We start from the raw sequence: 18,189 nt of genomic DNA on the forward strand, positions 1-18,189 counted from the left end.
CGCCTTCTGGCGGACAGAGCGGAATGCCTGACTGTAAATCATTCGAAGGGTCGAGTAGCTTAGCTCCCGCTTCGGTTAACTCACCAGCATTCTCACCAGCGAGATAAACCTTGGGAAGAAGGTCCTCGACCTTCCACGGATAACCTTTACTTGCGATCAGTTCATCGAACTGCTTGATCATGGATGGGTGATAGTTATGCGTAGACTCGTCGATTGGGAAAATGCCCGAAGCATCGCCGATACCGATGGCTTTATTGCCCGTCAGCAGCAAGTGTATGTAACCAGCCAGAGTTGTCAGGTGGTTGATGCGAGGCACATGGGTCTCTTCGTTCAAGATCGCTTGGTACAAATGAGCGATGCTCCAACGTTCCGGGATATTGAAATGTAGAAGATCCGTCAGCTCCCTCGCAGCCCTCCCGGTGGTCGCGTTACGCCACGTCCGGAACGGTACCAGCAGTTCTCCTTCGCTATCCAATGTGATATATCCATGCATCATAGCGGAGAATCCGATGGAACCTACCGTTTGCAACGTGATTCCGTATTTCCGCTCTACGTCTTGCTTCATCTCACGATACGCAGTCTGAAGACCTGTGATAATATCCTCTTGGTTGTACGTCCAATATCCGTCTTTCAGGAGGTTCTCCCATTCATAACTGCCTGACGCGATGGTCTCAAAACGTTCGTCAATCAGCACCGCCTTGATCCGCGTCGATCCAAATTCGATGCCTAGTGAAGTGGTTCCCTTGGTAATCGCTTCTTTCATATCCACATGACTCATGATCACGTAGTCCCCTCTCTGACCACATTAGGTAAAAGTAAAAATATAATTGGCTTAAAGATGATTAAATTGGATTCATATTTCGGTTTATTGAAAAGAATGCGCTTTCCTTTTCTGACAGCCTTAGTATATTTTTTGTACGTACATTTGTCAATAATATATAATAGTTATACTTACATTAGTTAAGATATAACGTCTAAACGATCTCATTTCTTTGCTTAAAAGGTTATTTTGTAGGGTACACATTTCTGTTTAAGGATGGGAATTGTACGGTTTATTTTGTGAAACTGGCTGTTACATAGCCATTCTATTCGAATCATGATAAAATATGTACGTACAACTATGAATATGACGATGTTTTTTTATAGATAAGTAACGATGAAAGAAGTGGACTGCGTGAAGCCAAAGTATCAGGTCATCATTGACGATATCAAAAGCAATATCCTATCGGGAACCTATAGCGTAGGCGAACAAATCCCTACCGAATCCGCACTTCAGGACAGTTACAACGTGAGCCGCCAGACGGTGCGAAAGGCCATTTTGGAGCTATCAAACGAGGGCTTTTTGAGAAGTGAGAAAGGTTCCGGCACCTATGTAAGCAATCTGTATCGATCCAGAACCGGCGGGAACACGATGAAAAAAACAATCGGCGTCATCACGACGTATATTTCCGATTACATCTTCCCCTCCATCATCCGCGGCATTGAAGGCCGATTGAATGAGGACAATTATTCGTTGCTGTTAGCCAGCACCAACAACGACGTTGCACAAGAGAAAAAGGCGCTCGAGATGATGCTGTCCTACGGTGTGGATGGCCTAATTGTCGAACCGACCAAGAGTAATTTGTACAATCCCAACATAGCGTACTACCTTTCCTTTAAAGAGCAGGATGTACCGTTTACAATGATTAATGCCTTTTATGAAGAGCTGGAGGTGCCTTTCTTCTGTCTGGATGACGTGCAGTCCAGCTACCTAGCTACTCGGGAACTGATCGCCAAGGGACATAGCCAGATCGGCATTATCGCGAAAATGGATGATTTACAAGGGAAATATCGGATGAAGGGATATATCAAAGCGCTGGGCGAAGCCAAGTTGCGGTTTCATCCCGAGCAAGTGCTTTCGTTCGATACGGCATCGAAGCCGGACCTCTCCACTAATCTGGAGGTGTTCCTGGAGGAAAACAGAGATGCGCTAACATCCCTTGTCTGTTACAACGATGAGGTGGGGCTAGAAGTCGTACATGCATGTAGAAAGCTGGGCATTTCCATTCCAGACGAGTTATCCATTATCGGCCAGGATAATTCTTATATCGCCAAGAACGCCAACATCAAACTCACGACGTTAACTCACCCCCAAGAGCAAATGGGCCGTGATGCTGCGGATTGGGTCATCAAGAAACTACAAGGCAAAAAGGATTTGCCCACCAACACCTATTACCAGCCCGTGCTGATTGAGGGCGAGACAGTAAAAGAAATTGTGCTGGAATAGTTTTGGGACTAAGCATGAAAAAAGGGCCGTTGAATTGTTCAACGGCCTCCTATCCATATATAAGTGATTAAATTACTCCCACTGAAGAGAAACCGAATCTACTTCGTTTCAGCTTCATCGTCATATCCCAAACTCACAATGACGCCTTTCTTCTCCAGTTTTTTTATAACCTGCTCCGCCTGTTCATTCAACGGATTGCCGGCCAACGATACCTCTATTAAATGGGGTATGGTGTCGAGCACTGCAATATCTTGAATGAGGTTATCCTCCACATAAAGATACTCCAGTGTCGGATGGTTCTTTAACGGACTTAAATCTTGAATTTTATTACCATCCATAATGATCCACTCTAGATTTAGTTTCTGAAGAGGACTTAGGTCTGCTACCTGATTGCCGCTGGCAAGCAAACTGGTCAACTTATGTAAATTTTTCAATGGTGTTAGATTTTTAATTTGATTACCACTAATCAAGAGACTTTCTAGATTACTTAACCCGGAGAGTGGGGATAGATCTGAGATCTGATTCCCTTCAAGAACTAAGAACTCTAGTTTTTTCAACTTGCTGAGCGATGTAATATTTTTTATTTTATGACCGGGCATAATTAGATCCACCAGGTTAACGGCATGTTCAAGTCCTTGCAAATTGGAAATCTTGTTTTTGGTATCCTCGGCATATAACGATTTTAATTTCTTCAGATCGCTCGTCTTGACTTCTTTTTTAGATGATATCTTCAATGTTGTCCGAATAACTTTTGACAGAGCCACATCTTTAATAACAGGTGCAGCCGACATGGTTGTTGCCGGTAATAATATGAGAACCAAACAAAATACAATCATATTTTTTACGAATTGAGTAGGCATTTCAGTCTCCTTTAAGCATCTTAGATTATGTGTCATATGTTTATATGAAATTCCCAGAAAAGTACATCTTTTACGATGGTACCTCCTTTCTACAACTTTGTCCATGATGAAGAAATTTGAACTGCTCTAAACTACTTTTCTCCTATTTGAATTTAATATCAGCCACTTGACCACTTTTAACAAAACCTATATTTTGATAAACCTTATTCGCATCAGGGTTCTTCAAATCAGCGTATAGCATCGGATCTAAACCCTCTGATATGAGGATAGAACATAATTCTGCCACAACTGCACTTGCATATCCTTTCTTACGAAAGGCAGACGGTGTGTATACTGCATTAATTCTCGCATGTCTTGGAGAGCGATGTGCAATATTAGCCATGGATACAGGGTGACCATCTACTAACCATAGATACAAATTACCTGTTTCTATAGCCGACTCTGCTGCTGAGATTTGACTAGACGGTTCTACTTTGACTCCATAAGCTGCTTCTGAGAAGCCAGCTAAAAATTCCGCCACGGTCTCCAAATGCTTTCTTGTAGCTAGGTGCAATATACCTTCTATATGAGCTGGCTTTCTTACCTCTGAACAAACGTAGGATTCCATAATCATATAAGGAACGAATTGGAGCCCATTAGCCTCTGAATATACGTTAGCAAAATGTTCAACAGTCGCCCGATCTCCTGATATACCTGGAAGCTCATTTCCCTTGAGAATTTCTAAAAGTTCTTGCAAGAGCTTGTTCTTTGGTTCAGCTGCAAGTTCTTTGGAAATCCACAACCAAGCGTTGTGTCCTTCGGTCTGGGCAAAGATCATTGTTTCATTAGATGCTTTTAGACAGGTTGAACGCTCTGACTCGCAAATACGATGGATAAGATTGTACTGAACTTCATCGGCCATAAACATATTCTGACGAAGTACTGGATCTTTTACACCAAACTTTTGCCACATACCCATTCCTCCTCGGTTCATAAAAAACACAAAAAACCCCATCCCATTAGGGACGGAGTCTATTCCGCGTTACCACCCTGATTGGTGTATGAATGAATACACCCTCTCTGCCATCGTCCAACAACGATGCTTCTATATAACGGTAGAGTACCGGGCCCGTCTACTATTATTTCGAAGGCCTGCTCTGAGGCGATTTTTGATCCGGATACCCACTGCCTCGCACCAACCGGCAGTTCTCTGAATGGCATTTCCGTATCTACTTGTCCTCTTCATTGCATTTAATTGCAAAGTAATTAGATACACTATATTAGTTAAGGGATATTATGTCAATTATTTCGAGTCGTAAAACTGCACTTTTCCATCGATATTCACTTGTTTAATGAAGAAATTGATACTTAACCGGAGGTTACCATTTACAAATTTTTCATTGACACTCCCTTTCAAATAAAGATATATTTATTGATGTTGATAATCATTCTCATATGTAAAACGTTTTATATTCATCTGCTTTGATGAGTTTTCACAGCCTGAAAGTCAGAATCAACAAATATATTACAGATTAGAAAGGGGAAACACATGAACACGAAAAGAAAGCTCTCTTTAATGACACTACTTATTTCGGTAGTGCTGATCCTAGCCCTGGTAGGTTGTGGAAGCAAGCCAGCAACTCCTGCAGCGAGTCCGGCTGCGAGTGATTCAGCAACGACCGAAACGACCGAAACGACCGAAACACCAGCCGCTCAAGATGAGAATACTGAATATCCGATTACGATCAAGCATGCTTTGGGAGAAACCGTTATTGAGAAAAAGCCTGAACGTGTAGCTACGGTTCAATGGGCTAACCATGATGTCGTTCTCGCTCTTGGACAAGTACCTGTAGGCTTCTCGGCGGCAAACTTCGGCGTTCAGGATGACAGCGGATTGCTGCCTTGGACTGCGAAAAAACTCGAAGATCTCGGCGTAACAGACCCGAATGTTTTCAAAGACACAGACGGTCTTGATTTTGAAGCCATTTCCGATTCCAACCCGGATGTTATTCTTGCAGCTTACTCCGGTATTACTCAGGAAGATTACGATCTTCTTAGTGAGATTGCTCCAGTTGTAGCTTATCCGACTGCTCCTTGGGCAACAACTTGGCGTGAACAGGTTCTCTTCAATTCCGAAGGTATGGGCATGAAAGCAGAAGGCGAGCAACTGATTAAAGACACTGAGGCTATGATTAATGAAAAAGTAAGCGCCTATCCTCAGATTAAAGACAAAAAAGTGGTTTGGGTAAACTTCTCAGCTGAAGATATGTCTAAACTGCATATTTATACACCTGTAGACTCCCGCGTCTCATTCCTGAATGAGTTGGGACTGGTTGTTCCAGAAAGCATCACTAGCCAAATTACGGACCCTAACAGCTACTCCCTAAGTCTAAGTGCTGAGAATGCTGAAGCCCTTAATGATGCGGATATCCTTGTTGGATACGGAAATGCCGAGTTGTTGAAAGCTCTTCAGGCTGATCCGCTTCTTGGTAAAATTCCAGCAGTTAAACGTGGTTCAGTAGCATTCATTGAAGCAGATACACCTTTGGTTGCTGCTGGAACGCCAAACCCACTGTCGATTTCTTATACGATCGATGATTATCTGAAACTGATCGGCGGAGCTATTGATAAAATAAATGAATAGTTCATCGATTCCGAATAACAATCAACCACGCTTGAATATCCCGAAAAATTTCGGGCTGGTTCTGGTCATCTGCTTTATCCTGCTCATCGTAAGTGTGGTAGCCTCACTGGTCCTCGGTTCTCGGCCAGTGGGGTTTCATGAACTAATCGACGGATTATTTCACCCGGAAGTAGACTCCTATGGGGCAAACATCGTGCGCAAACGGATTTCCCGAACTGTCTTCAGTTTATTATGTGGGGTGGCACTCGGAGTATCGGGAGCAATTATGCAAGCCGTCACGCGAAACCCGCTTGCTGACCCAAGTATATTGGGTGTTAACACAGGCGCATCTTTGTTTGTGGTATGCGGCATTGCGTTCCTGAACATCAGCAGCGCGGGGCAATATATATGGCTGGCTTTGGCTGGGGCTGCGATTACTGCAGTGTTTGTATTCGGAATCGGCTCTATGGGGCGTGGCGGCGCCACGCCCATTAAGCTTGTTTTGGCAGGAGCTGCTGTAAGCGCTGCTCTTTCATCTCTGGTCACCGCCATCATGATTCCCCGCTCGTATGTCATGGACCAATTCAGGTTTTGGCAAGTGGGAAGCGTCGGCTCGGCAACCTGGAGTGGGATCGGCACATTCATCCCGTTTCTGATCATCGGAATTCTCATTGCGTTTATTACCGCTCCGGCACTTAACGCGTTAGCGCTGGGAGATGATGTGGCTACGGGATTGGGCGTTCGAACCGGAACACTGAGGCTTATTTCCGCCCTTGCGGGTGTACTGTTATGCGGAGCGGCTACCGCTCTAGCTGGACCTATTGGTTTTATCGGATTGTTATCCACTCACGTCATACGCCTTATTATTGGGCCTGATTTACGCTTCGTCATACCCATGTCAGCCATTGCTGGTGCGATCATTCTGACGTTCTCCGATGTAGGGGGCAGACTCATCAGTAACCCTGGCGAGCTTGAAGTCGGCGTAGTGACTGCATTTATAGGTGCTCCCATACTCATTATTCTAGCTATGCGATCGAAAGTGCGTTCATTATGACCAATCATTCTATTGAATTTATTATGGCGGGAAGACGTCAAAGACGCCGCCGATGGATCCTTGTCACTAGTCTCCTTGCCGTACTGGCATGCATTCTATGCTGCGCCATGCTTTTATTAGGAAACACGATATATCCGGTGAAGGACGTCATTCAAGCCCTTTCCGGTGAAAAAATCAAGGGTGTCTCTTTTGCCGTGAGTACCATACGTCTACCCAGAATGCTGACCGGCCTTTTTGCCGGATTTGCGTTCGGTATTGCAGGTTACACGTTCCAGACCATGTTGCGGAATCCCCTTGCAAACCCCAATGTCATCGGGATCACGTCTGGTTCAAGTGCTGCTGCTGTTTTTTGCATCGTCATTCTTCATGCAAGTGGAGCCGTCGTGTCCTTCGCTGCGGTAATTGCAGGCCTGGTCACCGTTCTGTTCATTTATGTACTATCAAGAGGAAAAGTATTTTCCATCGGACGATTGATCCTGATCGGTATCGGCATACAAGCGATGCTTGATGCTGTCATCTCCTATCTTCTTCTGGTTAGTTCTGAAAAGGATGTTCCCTCAGCGCTCAGATGGCTCACAGGTAGTCTTAACGGTTCACAGATGCACGAGCTTCCGCCTCTTGTGATCACCGTCATCATCTGTTCGCCGATCATCATCTTGCTGGGCAAACATCTCAGCATTTTGGAGCTTGGAGAACAATCGGCATTTTCCCTGGGCGTAGACACGGACAAGACCAGAATTGCACTTATTGTAAGCTCTGTCTGTATGGTTGCGATTGCTACGGCTACCACAGGCCCGATCGCTTTTGTCTCATTCCTTTCGGGCCCTATTGCCAAAAGACTCGTCGGTGTGGGCTCCTCCAACATTATTCCGGCAGGTCTTGTTGGCGTCAACCTTGTCCTGGCATCCGATCTTATCGGACAATTTGCTTTTGAGTACAGATTCCCCGTAGGCATCATTACCGGATTACTCGGAGCGCCTTATCTGATCTTCCTGTTAATCCGAATGAATCGAAAGGGGGAACTATAATGAAAGCAACACATGTTTTTCAAGCCGAACAACTCGTCGCAGGCTATGAGAACAAAACGATTATACATGGTGTGGACCTCGTTATACCCAGTCATAAGATAAGCGTTATTATCGGATCCAACGGATGCGGTAAGTCCACGCTTCTTAAAACGATGGCCAGGCTCATCAAGCCCATATCCGGCAAGGTCACTTTAGACGGTAAGCCCCTATCCAAAATCCCACCCAAGCAGTTAGCTCGTGTGGTGGGGCTGCTACCCCAGTCTCCCATTGTCCCGGAAGGGATCTCTGTAGCAGATCTGGTCGGCAGAGGACGGTTTCCTCACCAATCCTTGTTCAGTGGCTGGACCAAAAAGGATTACGAGGCCGTTGCCGAAGCAATGACCATCATGAATATCACCGAGTTTGCCAATCATAATATTGATGAGCTCTCAGGCGGCCAACGACAACGTGTCTGGATAGCCATGGCATTAGCGCAACAAACGGACATCCTGTTTCTCGATGAGCCGACAACCTTTTTGGATATCACCTATCAAGTCGAGATTCTTGACCTGCTCACGGAGCTTAATCGGAAACACGGAACAACGATCGTCATGGTGCTTCATGACATCAACTTGTCCGCACGTTATGCAGATCATATCTTCGCACTTCATACAGGTAAGCTGGTCGCTGAAGGAGTACCCTCAGAGGTCATTACAAGCACACGGGTCAAAGACATCTTCGGCCTGGACTGCACGGTAATTGATGACCCGATTTCGGGATCTCCGATGGTTGTACCAAAAGGGCGATATCATGTGAATCATGAGGTAACTTCCTAACAGGATTTAAACCCAACAGATCTCTAACCTTAAAAGGGCAAGTTAGCGCCGTTGTCACGACTGACGCTAACTTGCCCTTCATTTATCGTAAGCTTTTAACATAAGACCCTTCATGTATCCTTTACTTCCCATCCGTAGCCAAGAAACGTACCGTAACGGTTGTTCCAACACCTTTCGTACTTTCATAATTAATTTCCCCGTCATATTTTTCTACAATATTAAAACAGATCATTAATCCTAATCCGGTTCCATTACTTTTTAATGAGTAAAACGGAGTCCCGAGTGACTTCACCTCATCCTCTGACATTCCACTTCCTTCATCAATGATTTTGATCTCGATATAATGATGATTCCTCTTGGCAATCACAGTGACGGGTTTCCCCATAGTCGAGGCTTCCAAAGCGTTTTTAATTAGATTCATCATCAGCTGCTTAAACTCGATTGGATTAATAAAAATGAAGCAATTCTCCTCTGCCTCGATATTCAGCTGATTATCAGATAACATCGCATAGGAACGAACCAGACCTGTCACGCTCTGAAGAGCATCGTTCACATCCACTTTTTCTGGTTGCTGATCTCTATTGGGCTTGGAAAGGGTTAGAAACTGAGAGGTAATCTGTTCAACGGTATTTAACTCATCAATCATTAAATTAAACTTCTTTTTGATTGGATCATCAAATGCAGGATCTTCTCTGTATAACTGCAAAAAACCTCGGACAACGGTGACTGGATTTCTAATCTCATGCGCCACAGCTGCCGTCAAATGGGCTATCATCTTTAAACGCTCCGATTGTTGTAATTGTTCATGATAGAGCTGCTGCTTTTTCATACGACTAAAGGACAAATGGAAAATGAGAAATAATAATACCTGACTCGCTATAATATTAATGAGGTTCCCCACGATGTCATGATGTACATACGAATATATTTTACCTTGATCAATCAGGATGATATAGCCAAACGTGATCACAATTAAAACTCCATTCAGAATGATGGAGAAATAAAACAATTTTAAATCAAAAAACAAAATGGCAAGTAAGGGAATCAAACAAATGAGAATGTACGTAGTCCAGGTCTCTGGATATAAGAAGAACATGGTATAAAAATAAGCAAAGCCAAACAGGATGATGATCTTTCTGAAAACATAGGTTTCATGCTTGGGGTAGATCAACAAACAAACCGCTAGAATGGCCACACAAAAAAAATGGATAACATAGCCCACTGTAATTCCGCTTAATTCTGTCGTCGATAGGATTAATCCAGATAACATAAGAGCAATGAGAGTTAACATCGAAATATAATATGTTTTTCGGTTCACCTGACTGTACAATTCTTTCATCCACTCACCACTTTAAATTAATGTCGACACCTTCGGTATGTATGTAGTCCTTTTCATTCCTATATTTAAAGGCATCCAACTGGATGCCCTTATCTATAATAGCATTGTATCTCATTTAACTACCTATATAATATGAAAATTTGAAATAAACGATTCCCAACAACATAAACCCATTAATGGTCATACTAGGGCAAGGCTCAAAATGCAAATTAGCCGTACGGATCAATGTCCGTACGGCTAATTTTGGTTGAAAATATGCTTTCAGCTTATGAACTATTCCCAGAGCTCTTCAGCAATTTCTTTAATAAACGCAAGCTTCTGCCATTGCTGCTCTTCTGTCAGATGGTTGCCTTCTTCCGTGGAAGCGAATCCGCATTGCGGGCTCAGGCAAATCCGGTCCAGATCCACATATTGCTTCGCTTCTTCGATACGCTTCAGAATATCTTCCTTGTTTTCAAGCTCACCAAATTTGGAAGAGAACAGCCCAAGCACGACCTGTTGGTTGTCCTTCAGGAAACGAAGTGGTTTGAAATCGCCTGCCCGTTCGGTATCAAACTCCAGATAGTAACCGGAGTAGTTATCAATGTTCAGGAGCGTTTGCGCGATCGGCTCATAGCCTCCACCGACACCGGCATATGTTGATACGTAATTCCCACGGCATACATGTGTCGTTACGACGAGGTCCTCCGGCAAACCGGATACAACTTCCTCGTTCAACTTCGCAAGCTCGTTCGCATAATCGGCCACTTTTACGCCAATCTGCTCCATGAATGCCATGAACTGCTGGTCGCAGAGTGCTCCCCACGTGCAATCGTCAATTTGAATGCTGCGGCAGCCCGCTTCATACAAAGCTAGAATTGCCTCTTTGTAAGCTTTAGCAATATCCGTAAGCAACTCTTTACGGTTCGGGTAAATGGCTTGCGTACTTTCTTTATTTTCTGCCCGGTCCAATTCAAACAGGAATTGTGCTGCAGCAGGAATAGATTGTCGCGCAACGACGTCATCGCCAGCAACGCTTTTTAAGAATGCATAATGTGAAACAAACGGATGGCTGCTGAAACTTACTTTGCCCGTCAGACGTGCTGTTTCGGGTCTGGATTTGGCACCGTTAAACTCATAGCCTTGATCAATGATGGTCCGGTCAACACCGTCAAGTCCCCAGAAGAAGTCCAGATGCCACCAAGAGCGACGGAATTCCCCGTCCGTTACAGCTTGAAGGCCAACTTCTTTTTGTTTTTGCACGAGCTTCACAATTTCAGCGTTTTCTACTTCCTCTAGTTGCCCAGAAGTAATTTCACCGTTTTGGTATTTCGCTCTCGCCTCTTTCAACGTGCTTGGGCGCAAGAAACTGCCTACAATATCATATCGAAATGGAGTGACGGTCCGCTGTTTAGGTTCTGTTTGAATGCTCATCATTTAATCTCCCCGTAAATTAATTATAAGATTAAATATAACATATCCGATCGGATTTAATGTTCTATGAATGGGCTATAGCAGGTTATAGTTATAAGCTATAACTGAGTCCGATTTTCCTTTACCCGTGGGGTATATCCCTATCCTAAAGAGAAATTTAATTACGCTCCTTTTCATCTATCCATGCTGTTCGCTCCTTATCTTGCAACCAAAGCGGTACTTCACTCCTTTACGATCAGCCTGAGACACCAGCTTTCAGATACGTCTGTAGAGGTCATTGAAGTTGCTCCTCCAGCAGTAATTACAGATCTTGGTGGAGCAGGACTGCACACGCATGGAGAACCATTGGATGCCTTTGCAGATGGAATTTTCGAAGGATTACAGGAGGGTCATAAGGAAATTGGCTATGGTACCTCTATCGTTCGTTTGCGCATGTCCCGAGATGAAGTCGATGAATACGCAGAAACTATGTATAACGCAACGAAAAACCTTATTGAATAACTCGCCTATGAGACACCGTGTGACTCACCCGTTTCTCTGTATATTAACAAAGAGACCATTCCAGCTACGGAACGGCCTCTTTAAATTTTATATAAAACTCATGTATCTACTAATCTTGAATACATATGGAGATCGTTAAATGTTCCTTCTAATGTGAAACGGAGCTTTTGTAAGAGCTTTATCGAATTCACATTTTCGGGATCAACCTTGGCTTCGATTCGGTTCAGTTTTAAAGATGAGAATGCATGATCTACCAAAGTAGAGACCGCCTCAAAAGCATATCCTCTTCCCCACGAAGATTTAGCAATATCATATCCAATTTCTGCTTTTAAATTGTCAAAATCCAAAGAATTGTAACCGCATGAACCTATAATTTCGTTGGACTCTTTTTTAATTATGGAGAAACGGATAGCCTTACGATCTTGAGAGAGATCATCCAGAAGTTTGATCATTTCTTTCGCTTGCTCTACGTCAGTAAAACAACTAACATTCATAAATTTAGTAACCTCGGGATCAGACCAAACGGTGAACAAGCTCGAAGAATCCGACACCTTCATTTTTCTCAATTGTAAACGTTCTGTGTGTAACTCTGTAATCAATACTTTTACCTCCATTAGGATTTAATAGTTAGGTTTAAGATATTGATATCTGCGCATAGTTCAGTCCCTTCATTTCCAGGCTATTTACATTATACCAAGAATTTTGACCAAATCAGTCTCCACTCTAAAGATCTCAAGTCAGCGTAAGAATGATCTGTTCTCCGGAACGGGTAATCTTGTAGATCCCCTCTTGCATATCAATGCCATAGTGCTTTTTCAGCAACCACTTTGCGTTACGATCCGTCTCCACGACGACCAGATAATCGTAGCCACTCAGGAGGTTGTCCATATTATCCTCATAGAACAACACGATCCCGTCCACATGTGGAGCATACAAGAAATACTTCCCGACATACTGCATGTAATAATTCGTGACCTGCTGGTCCCTATCCGAGGCGTAGAACAGATATCTGTTGTTGTCCTCCTGCCCATCTTTATACCAGCGATCGCCGGTAACCGCATGGATTTTGTAAGGGAGCGTTGTATCGTAGGTTTTGGCAATCGAGACAATCCCGTTGTATTCCGATAAAAGGATGGTCGCCGCAATCGCCATACAGCCGATGATTCCTTTTTGATAGTGCCCCTTCGTCTCGACCGTCTTAAAGGCTTGATAATCAGGCACTTCACCAATCCGATAGTGGAATGAACGCTCCAGGTCGATTGCAGCACACAGCACCAGCCCGCCGGCGAACAGCACTACAATACTCGAGGCATAACGCTCAAAACCTGCCAGTACGATCGCCTCATCCAACGGCATGGAGAAGAGATACAGCGCCAGAATGCCTGCATAATACAGCAGCAATACAACATCCAGTGCAATCAGTGCTTTCCACAAATTCCACTTCTTCTTGAGCACCACATAGGCAAATATCGAAGCCGCAATCGCTACAATCTCGAAAATGACAATACCGATGACCGGCCGTGTCGTAATATCCGTACTCGATTTTAAGAACAGCCACAGAATCTCATGCATCTGCTCCGCCGTTTTGCCGGATTGAATTCCGGAAGTGGCCACATCGAATTTGTTATCGACGCCCTGAAACACCGTTGCCATCCGCCAGCTCCAGCCGAAGTATGGAATCAGTGAACCGCAGATGGTGCCAATAACAGCCAGCGCAGTTTTCCAACTGAACTCTTGTCTGTGTTTTAGCCATGTATACACCAGGAAGATCAGGCTGATGGCCGCGAAAATAATGCCTGTGCTTTTAATGACTGTCAGCACACCTGCAAGTGGGAGCATGATGATACATGCTCGCTTGATATCATGACGATATTGGTATATGACCGTCAGGATGGCGAGCGCATAGATAGGAAGCAAGAAATCCACAAGCAGGTTGGTAATCCGAATCGTTAGGTTGAAGAAAGAGAGTGTAGATAACCCGAGTCCAAGAAATGCATACAGCAGAAAACGTTTCTTCTCGGATACGATACCAAACATGGCGTAAAAACAGGAAAAGATGAGCAGACCTTGTGCCAGGAGCATCACGGACTGGGAATGTCCCATGAAGCGACAGACGTAATAAATAAATGATGAGGTCCCTAGCGGATAATTTTTAAAATCAATTAGGTTCGAATCCGGTGTCGGAAAAGTATCTGTGCTGAGCATCTGCTTCAAGACAATCGCCCAGTGGGAAAAATTATCGTAGTGCGTTAGTTGATTTTGGAAGAGTACCAGCAAGAAAATGAACGTCCCTGCCAGGAATGAAAACTGGAATAAGGAAAAAGAAATGCGAAAGGATGCTCCTCGGCGCATTCCGAGAAACACCATTCCTCCATACAATAGTAATCCGACGAAAAGAAGGACAAGGCTGCCAATGTAGAGCTGCCCTGCCAAACCGCTAAGAAAGACAATACATGCTATGGAGGAAAACACAAATACAGGGATGAACTCCCAACGTATCGATAGTGCCTTTCGAACAAACTGCATGTAACCCATAAAGGAGAATATCAATAAAACTCCCATCACAAATTGAAGCAAATACAGCATATCTATCTCTCCTAACCCTCTCTGGTGAAACGCTCGGCATGTGGATGGGTCAAATCACTCAGCAATTGATCAATCAAACCGCGCTCCACGATATCATCAATATTCTCCACCGAGAGAAGCACTTCGCGACGATTGGCTGTTGTTTTCCCTGTATGCTGCAAGATGACTTCAATATTACTCTTCGTATAAAAAGTAACGACCTCTCCTGCCGTAATATCACCATGAAGACCCGTGGCGGAAAAGAAACGATAATTGAAGCTGCGCAGCGTACATCCAGCATGATTGGTGAAATGAACTGGAAGCTGAAGGGAAAGCCTCGGCATTTTTCGTTGATCCGATCTAGGTTGAACAATACGTTTTTTTACATTGCGAAGCATATCGTCGTAAGCCGTATCCCACAGATTCATCTTCTCTGGCAATGAGTGTTTACGATCGTAGATGATTTGCATGTATTGACGGTTATCCGTCTCATCCATCGGCTGAACCGTCGCGGAATAACGCCAGCCTTCTCCATCCTGTTTCACATAAACAATGACCGCTTGAAGATTGGCCTCATACCGCTCGGATTTTACGACCAGAGAGATCGTCTTCTGTTCAGGTAGATAAATGGGATACGGCACATAAAAGGCAATACCTTGTTCAGATACATCTACTGTCTTGGCCTGATAGCGCAGATTCGTGTCCTGGTCGTGGATCATGACATCCTCCTGCGCCCGAATCCGCTCTGTCTCCCGATACGCACGACGCCCGATCATGAAGAACAGGGCATAACACAGCGCAATCATATTATGAATGAGCCAGAAAATAATGATACTGCTGAAGAACAGCGCGATGCCATATTTACCGTTAACGTACCGAATCACAGCCGCAATCGAAAGCAAAAGCAGGAAGATATGCGGAAGTGCATATAACAAAGCAGACATCCATTTCCGACCGTTCGCTCTGCTTTTATTCGTAACCTTGAATTTTTTCTCGCGGATGCCCAGCGTTTCAAGGAGAACCGGCCATATCAGATAAGGCATAAATATCGTATCAATAACCTGACTCCAGCGCTGATTCCGAATATTGCTCGACAGATAACGCATCGATACACTGTAGAAGAAATAGGACGGAAGCCAGAATATTAAGATTTGCCAGAAGGTTGTGTTTACAATCTTGAAATCAAACAATGCAAATAAAATAGGAGCCAGAATGAAAATCAAACGGTTAAAGAAGGACCACCAGTATAAGAAACTGCTTAAATAGGTTACCCTCGTCCAGAAAGGAAGCTTCTCGGATATAGGAGCACGTGTATTCTGCAGGCTCTGAATAATCCCCCTTGCCCAGCGGATTCGCTGCTTAATCATGCTCGGGACTGTTGTTGTCGTCTGCCCGGCAGCTTGAACCTCTTGAGTCGCATAGGTAATATAGCCTTCCTGCTGTAGGCGGATGCTTGTCTCAAAGTCCTCGGTGATTGTGTTCAGCGGAAAACCGCCGATGTCTTCCATGCCTTGCCGGGAAATGATCGTATTACTTCCGGTATAGGCTACCGCATTCGAGGCATTACGCAGGATGTTCACTTCTCTGGAGAAGAAATCCTGTTCATTCGGAATTCCTTGCTCTGCATACAAGTTAAACTGGAACAGATCCGGATTATAGAAGCTTTGAGGGGTCTGTACCAGCCCCAGCTTGAACTTTTTATCTATTTCATCCTCACGGCGAAGCCGCCATCTCCCGTTCTCTTCTATAAACGTGGAGAGCAGGAAATACGGGACGGTTTTCATCAAAAAGGTGTGTTGCGGGATCATATCTGCATCAAAGGTTGCAATGAGTGGAGAAGAGGTTTTGCTCAGGGCATTATTCAGGTTACCTGATTTGGCATGTTTGTTGCCGGGAAAACCCAGATATCCTACGCCAAACTGCTTCGCAAGCTCCTCCACCTCAGGTCGTGCTCCATCATCACACAGATAGATGTGAACCTTCTGCTTGTCAGGGTAATCCATGAACGTACAAGCATTGACGGTTTTATACAAAAGATCAACCGGCTCGTTATGGGTGGCAATGAACACATCCACATGAGGATAAAAATCGGGAGGGACGATGGGAAAGTCGAGCTGGGTACGTTCCTTTTGCATCTTTTGAAAAAACAATTCAAAGGTGGTCAGTACGGTTACCGTTTCAGCCACAATTAAGAGCATGCCGAAGATGACGTTCAGAACACCTTCTCCCCATGGCAGTGTAAAGAACATCCGCCATAGCAAATAAATCGACATCAGGATCATGGTGATGACAAAGAAAATATGTTGTCTTTTTTCGTTTTGCACTACAGCTGCTTCCTCCTTGCTGCAAATACCCATCTTCGCTGCAATTGAAAACTGAGCAGGAACAGCAAGGCATCACAGACAAATTTCGCGATTTTCTCATCCACGAAGAAAACCGTATGGAACAAATATACCCCCGTACTGGAAAGCACAATCACGAATCCGCACAACGTCAAATAGCGCCATAGACTGCCCTGGCTATCCTCTTTACGGAATACAAAGTGCCTATTTAGTACATAGTTGACGACAATAGAAATAATTCTCGCAATCACGGTTGCGAGCAGAATTCTTAGATAATCCTGCTGACCCAATATAGGCCGCAAAAAGTCGATCAAAAACCATGCAATTCCCAAATCAACGACAGAACTCGCAACGGAAGAGGAAATAAAGCGCAGGAAGTTGGAAAACAGCACACCCATTACCCGAGCGCTGTCCTGAACAGCTTTAAAGTGTGTCCCTGCATTTCCATTCTCATAGATGACTTGAATCGGCATGGTATGAATCGGTATACCAGATTGAATGCACGAGATGAGCATCTGCAGCTCATATTCGAAACGAGTGCCGCGAACATCTTGCATGAAAGCAAGTAGTCCGGGGCCAAAGGCTCGAAGTCCGGTTTGGGTATCTGATAGCTTTTTACCGTAAAGCATAGCAAAAATAAAGGACGTCATCCGATTACCCAGCAAAGATTTCGGCGGTATGCCTCCCTCACTGAAGTTCCTTACCCCGAGAACCAATGCATCAGGGTGCTGTCTGGCTTCTTTGGCAAGTCTGTATACATCCTCTGCTGCGTGCTGCCCATCTGAGTCCGCAGTGACGACGAACGAAGACGCACCGAACTGCTGTCCGATATACTTAAATCCGGTCTTAAGTGCAGCACCCTTTCCCAGATTTTCCGCATGCCGAAGCAAGACACACCCGTTCTCACTCAGCTCTTCGAAAATCGATTGATACGCCTCACCAGATCCGTCGTCCACAATGACAATATGGGTCAAGCCATATTCTCGCAATTGCCGTACATAGGCTAGAAGTCTCTCATCTGGCTCAAGCGATGGAATAAGGATGATCGTTTTGCCGTCTTCACTTTTATCTATAATCATCCTAGTTAAGCCTCAATTCGACATATTTTCACAAATTCTTTTTGAATACTGTGAGTATAACATCGAAAGAGTATACAGTAAACGAACAACTTGTATATATTTTGGTAAAAAAGTTGTATACACATTCGCATTAATGTATAGGCAAAAAATACTAGAAATAGGACTGTGGTATACACAACGAAAAACTCGCCATAATTATGGCGAGTGCATGTTCAGATATCATGTAACAATGCTATTCTATTCGAATTGCTTCGATATAAAGCTCGATGTTCACTTCATTTCCAACGACAATTCCACCCGTTTCCAGAGGCGAATTAAAGCTCAA

General features: G+C 44.2%; 13 protein-coding genes, 2 pseudogenes and 1 other annotated feature. Of the genes and pseudogenes, 6 read left to right on the plus strand and 9 right to left on the minus strand.

Features of this window, described 5'->3' with window-relative positions; translation table 11 throughout:
- Positions 1–67: 67 nt before the first annotated feature.
- Positions 68–778, minus strand: a pseudogene (locus tag HP548_RS34115) (FGGY family carbohydrate kinase); the annotation flags it as partial.
- Between the two features lie 396 nt (positions 779–1,174).
- On the opposite strand from HP548_RS34115, the gene HP548_RS13885 reads away from it, so the two are divergent.
- On the plus strand, positions 1,175–2,266 hold the full coding sequence (locus tag HP548_RS13885) for a GntR family transcriptional regulator (RefSeq protein WP_175382027.1): 1,092 nt from the start codon (positions 1,175–1,177) through the stop codon (positions 2,264–2,266).
- A 98-nt stretch (positions 2,267–2,364) separates the two neighbouring features.
- On the opposite strand, the gene HP548_RS13890 is transcribed toward HP548_RS13885, so the two are convergent.
- Positions 2,365–3,126, minus strand: coding sequence for a leucine-rich repeat domain-containing protein (locus HP548_RS13890; protein WP_175382010.1), 762 nt, complete (start codon positions 3,124–3,126; stop codon positions 2,365–2,367).
- Between the two features lie 142 nt (positions 3,127–3,268).
- Complete coding sequence (locus HP548_RS13895) at positions 3,269–4,078, minus strand: GNAT family N-acetyltransferase (RefSeq protein ID WP_175382011.1); 810 nt, start codon at positions 4,076–4,078, stop codon at positions 3,269–3,271.
- Positions 4,079–4,123: 45 nt separating this feature from the next.
- Positions 4,124–4,360 (minus strand) — a binding site (T-box leader).
- A 294-nt stretch (positions 4,361–4,654) separates the two neighbouring features.
- Here HP548_RS13895 and HP548_RS13900 point away from each other — a divergent pair.
- From HP548_RS13900 to HP548_RS13915, 4 genes are read left to right on the plus strand one after another with little or no spacing between them, the layout of a single operon-like run.
- Positions 4,655–5,749, plus strand: a complete 1,095-nt coding sequence (locus HP548_RS13900) for an iron-siderophore ABC transporter substrate-binding protein (RefSeq protein WP_175382012.1) — start codon at positions 4,655–4,657, stop codon at positions 5,747–5,749.
- Positions 5,742–6,782, plus strand: coding sequence for a FecCD family ABC transporter permease (locus HP548_RS13905; RefSeq protein ID WP_175382013.1), 1,041 nt, complete (start codon positions 5,742–5,744; stop codon positions 6,780–6,782). Before HP548_RS13900 ends, HP548_RS13905 begins: the two co-directional genes overlap by 8 nt.
- The gene (locus HP548_RS13910) at positions 6,779–7,810 is read left to right on the plus strand and encodes a FecCD family ABC transporter permease (RefSeq protein WP_076287221.1); all 1,032 of its coding nucleotides are present in this window, start codon (positions 6,779–6,781) and stop codon (positions 7,808–7,810) included. The genes HP548_RS13905 and HP548_RS13910 overlap by 4 nt, the downstream gene beginning before the upstream one ends.
- On the plus strand, positions 7,810–8,625 hold the full coding sequence (locus HP548_RS13915) for an ABC transporter ATP-binding protein (RefSeq protein WP_076287220.1): 816 nt from the start codon (positions 7,810–7,812) through the stop codon (positions 8,623–8,625). The genes HP548_RS13910 and HP548_RS13915 overlap by 1 nt, the downstream gene beginning before the upstream one ends.
- Positions 8,626–8,746: 121 nt before the next feature.
- On the opposite strand, the gene HP548_RS13920 is transcribed toward HP548_RS13915, so the two are convergent.
- Positions 8,747–9,943, minus strand: a complete 1,197-nt coding sequence (locus HP548_RS13920) for a HAMP domain-containing sensor histidine kinase (protein ID WP_343054841.1) — start codon at positions 9,941–9,943, stop codon at positions 8,747–8,749.
- A 294-nt stretch (positions 9,944–10,237) separates the two neighbouring features.
- Positions 10,238–11,380, minus strand: coding sequence for a 5-methyltetrahydropteroyltriglutamate--homocysteine S-methyltransferase (locus HP548_RS13925; RefSeq protein WP_409347654.1), 1,143 nt, complete (start codon positions 11,378–11,380; stop codon positions 10,238–10,240).
- Between the two features lie 162 nt (positions 11,381–11,542).
- Between HP548_RS13925 and HP548_RS13930 the strand changes: the two are divergent.
- A pseudogene (locus tag HP548_RS13930) lies at positions 11,543–11,878 on the plus strand (SDR family NAD(P)-dependent oxidoreductase); the annotation flags it as partial.
- A 98-nt stretch (positions 11,879–11,976) separates the two neighbouring features.
- Here the strand turns inward: HP548_RS13930 and HP548_RS13935 are convergent.
- From HP548_RS13935 to HP548_RS13950, 4 genes are all read right to left on the minus strand, one after another.
- A complete protein-coding gene (locus HP548_RS13935) occupies positions 11,977–12,477 on the minus strand; it encodes a GNAT family N-acetyltransferase (protein ID WP_175382015.1) in 501 nt (166 codons plus the stop codon).
- A gap of 133 nt (positions 12,478–12,610) precedes the next feature.
- Complete coding sequence (locus HP548_RS13940) at positions 12,611–14,464, minus strand: hypothetical protein (RefSeq protein ID WP_175382016.1); 1,854 nt, start codon at positions 14,462–14,464, stop codon at positions 12,611–12,613.
- Positions 14,465–14,475: 11 nt separating this feature from the next.
- Positions 14,476–16,767, minus strand: coding sequence for a glycosyltransferase family 2 protein (locus HP548_RS13945; protein WP_175382017.1), 2,292 nt, complete (start codon positions 16,765–16,767; stop codon positions 14,476–14,478).
- On the minus strand, positions 16,767–17,864 hold the full coding sequence (locus HP548_RS13950; RefSeq protein ID WP_175382018.1) for a bifunctional glycosyltransferase family 2/GtrA family protein: 1,098 nt from the start codon (positions 17,862–17,864) through the stop codon (positions 16,767–16,769). The genes HP548_RS13945 and HP548_RS13950 overlap by 1 nt, the downstream gene beginning before the upstream one ends.
- Between the last annotated feature and the right edge of the window lie 325 nt (positions 17,865–18,189).

Origin of the sequence: Paenibacillus taichungensis (genome assembly GCF_013359905.1) — a bacterium.
Taxonomy (GTDB): Bacteria; Bacillota; Bacilli; order Paenibacillales; family Paenibacillaceae; genus Paenibacillus; species Paenibacillus taichungensis.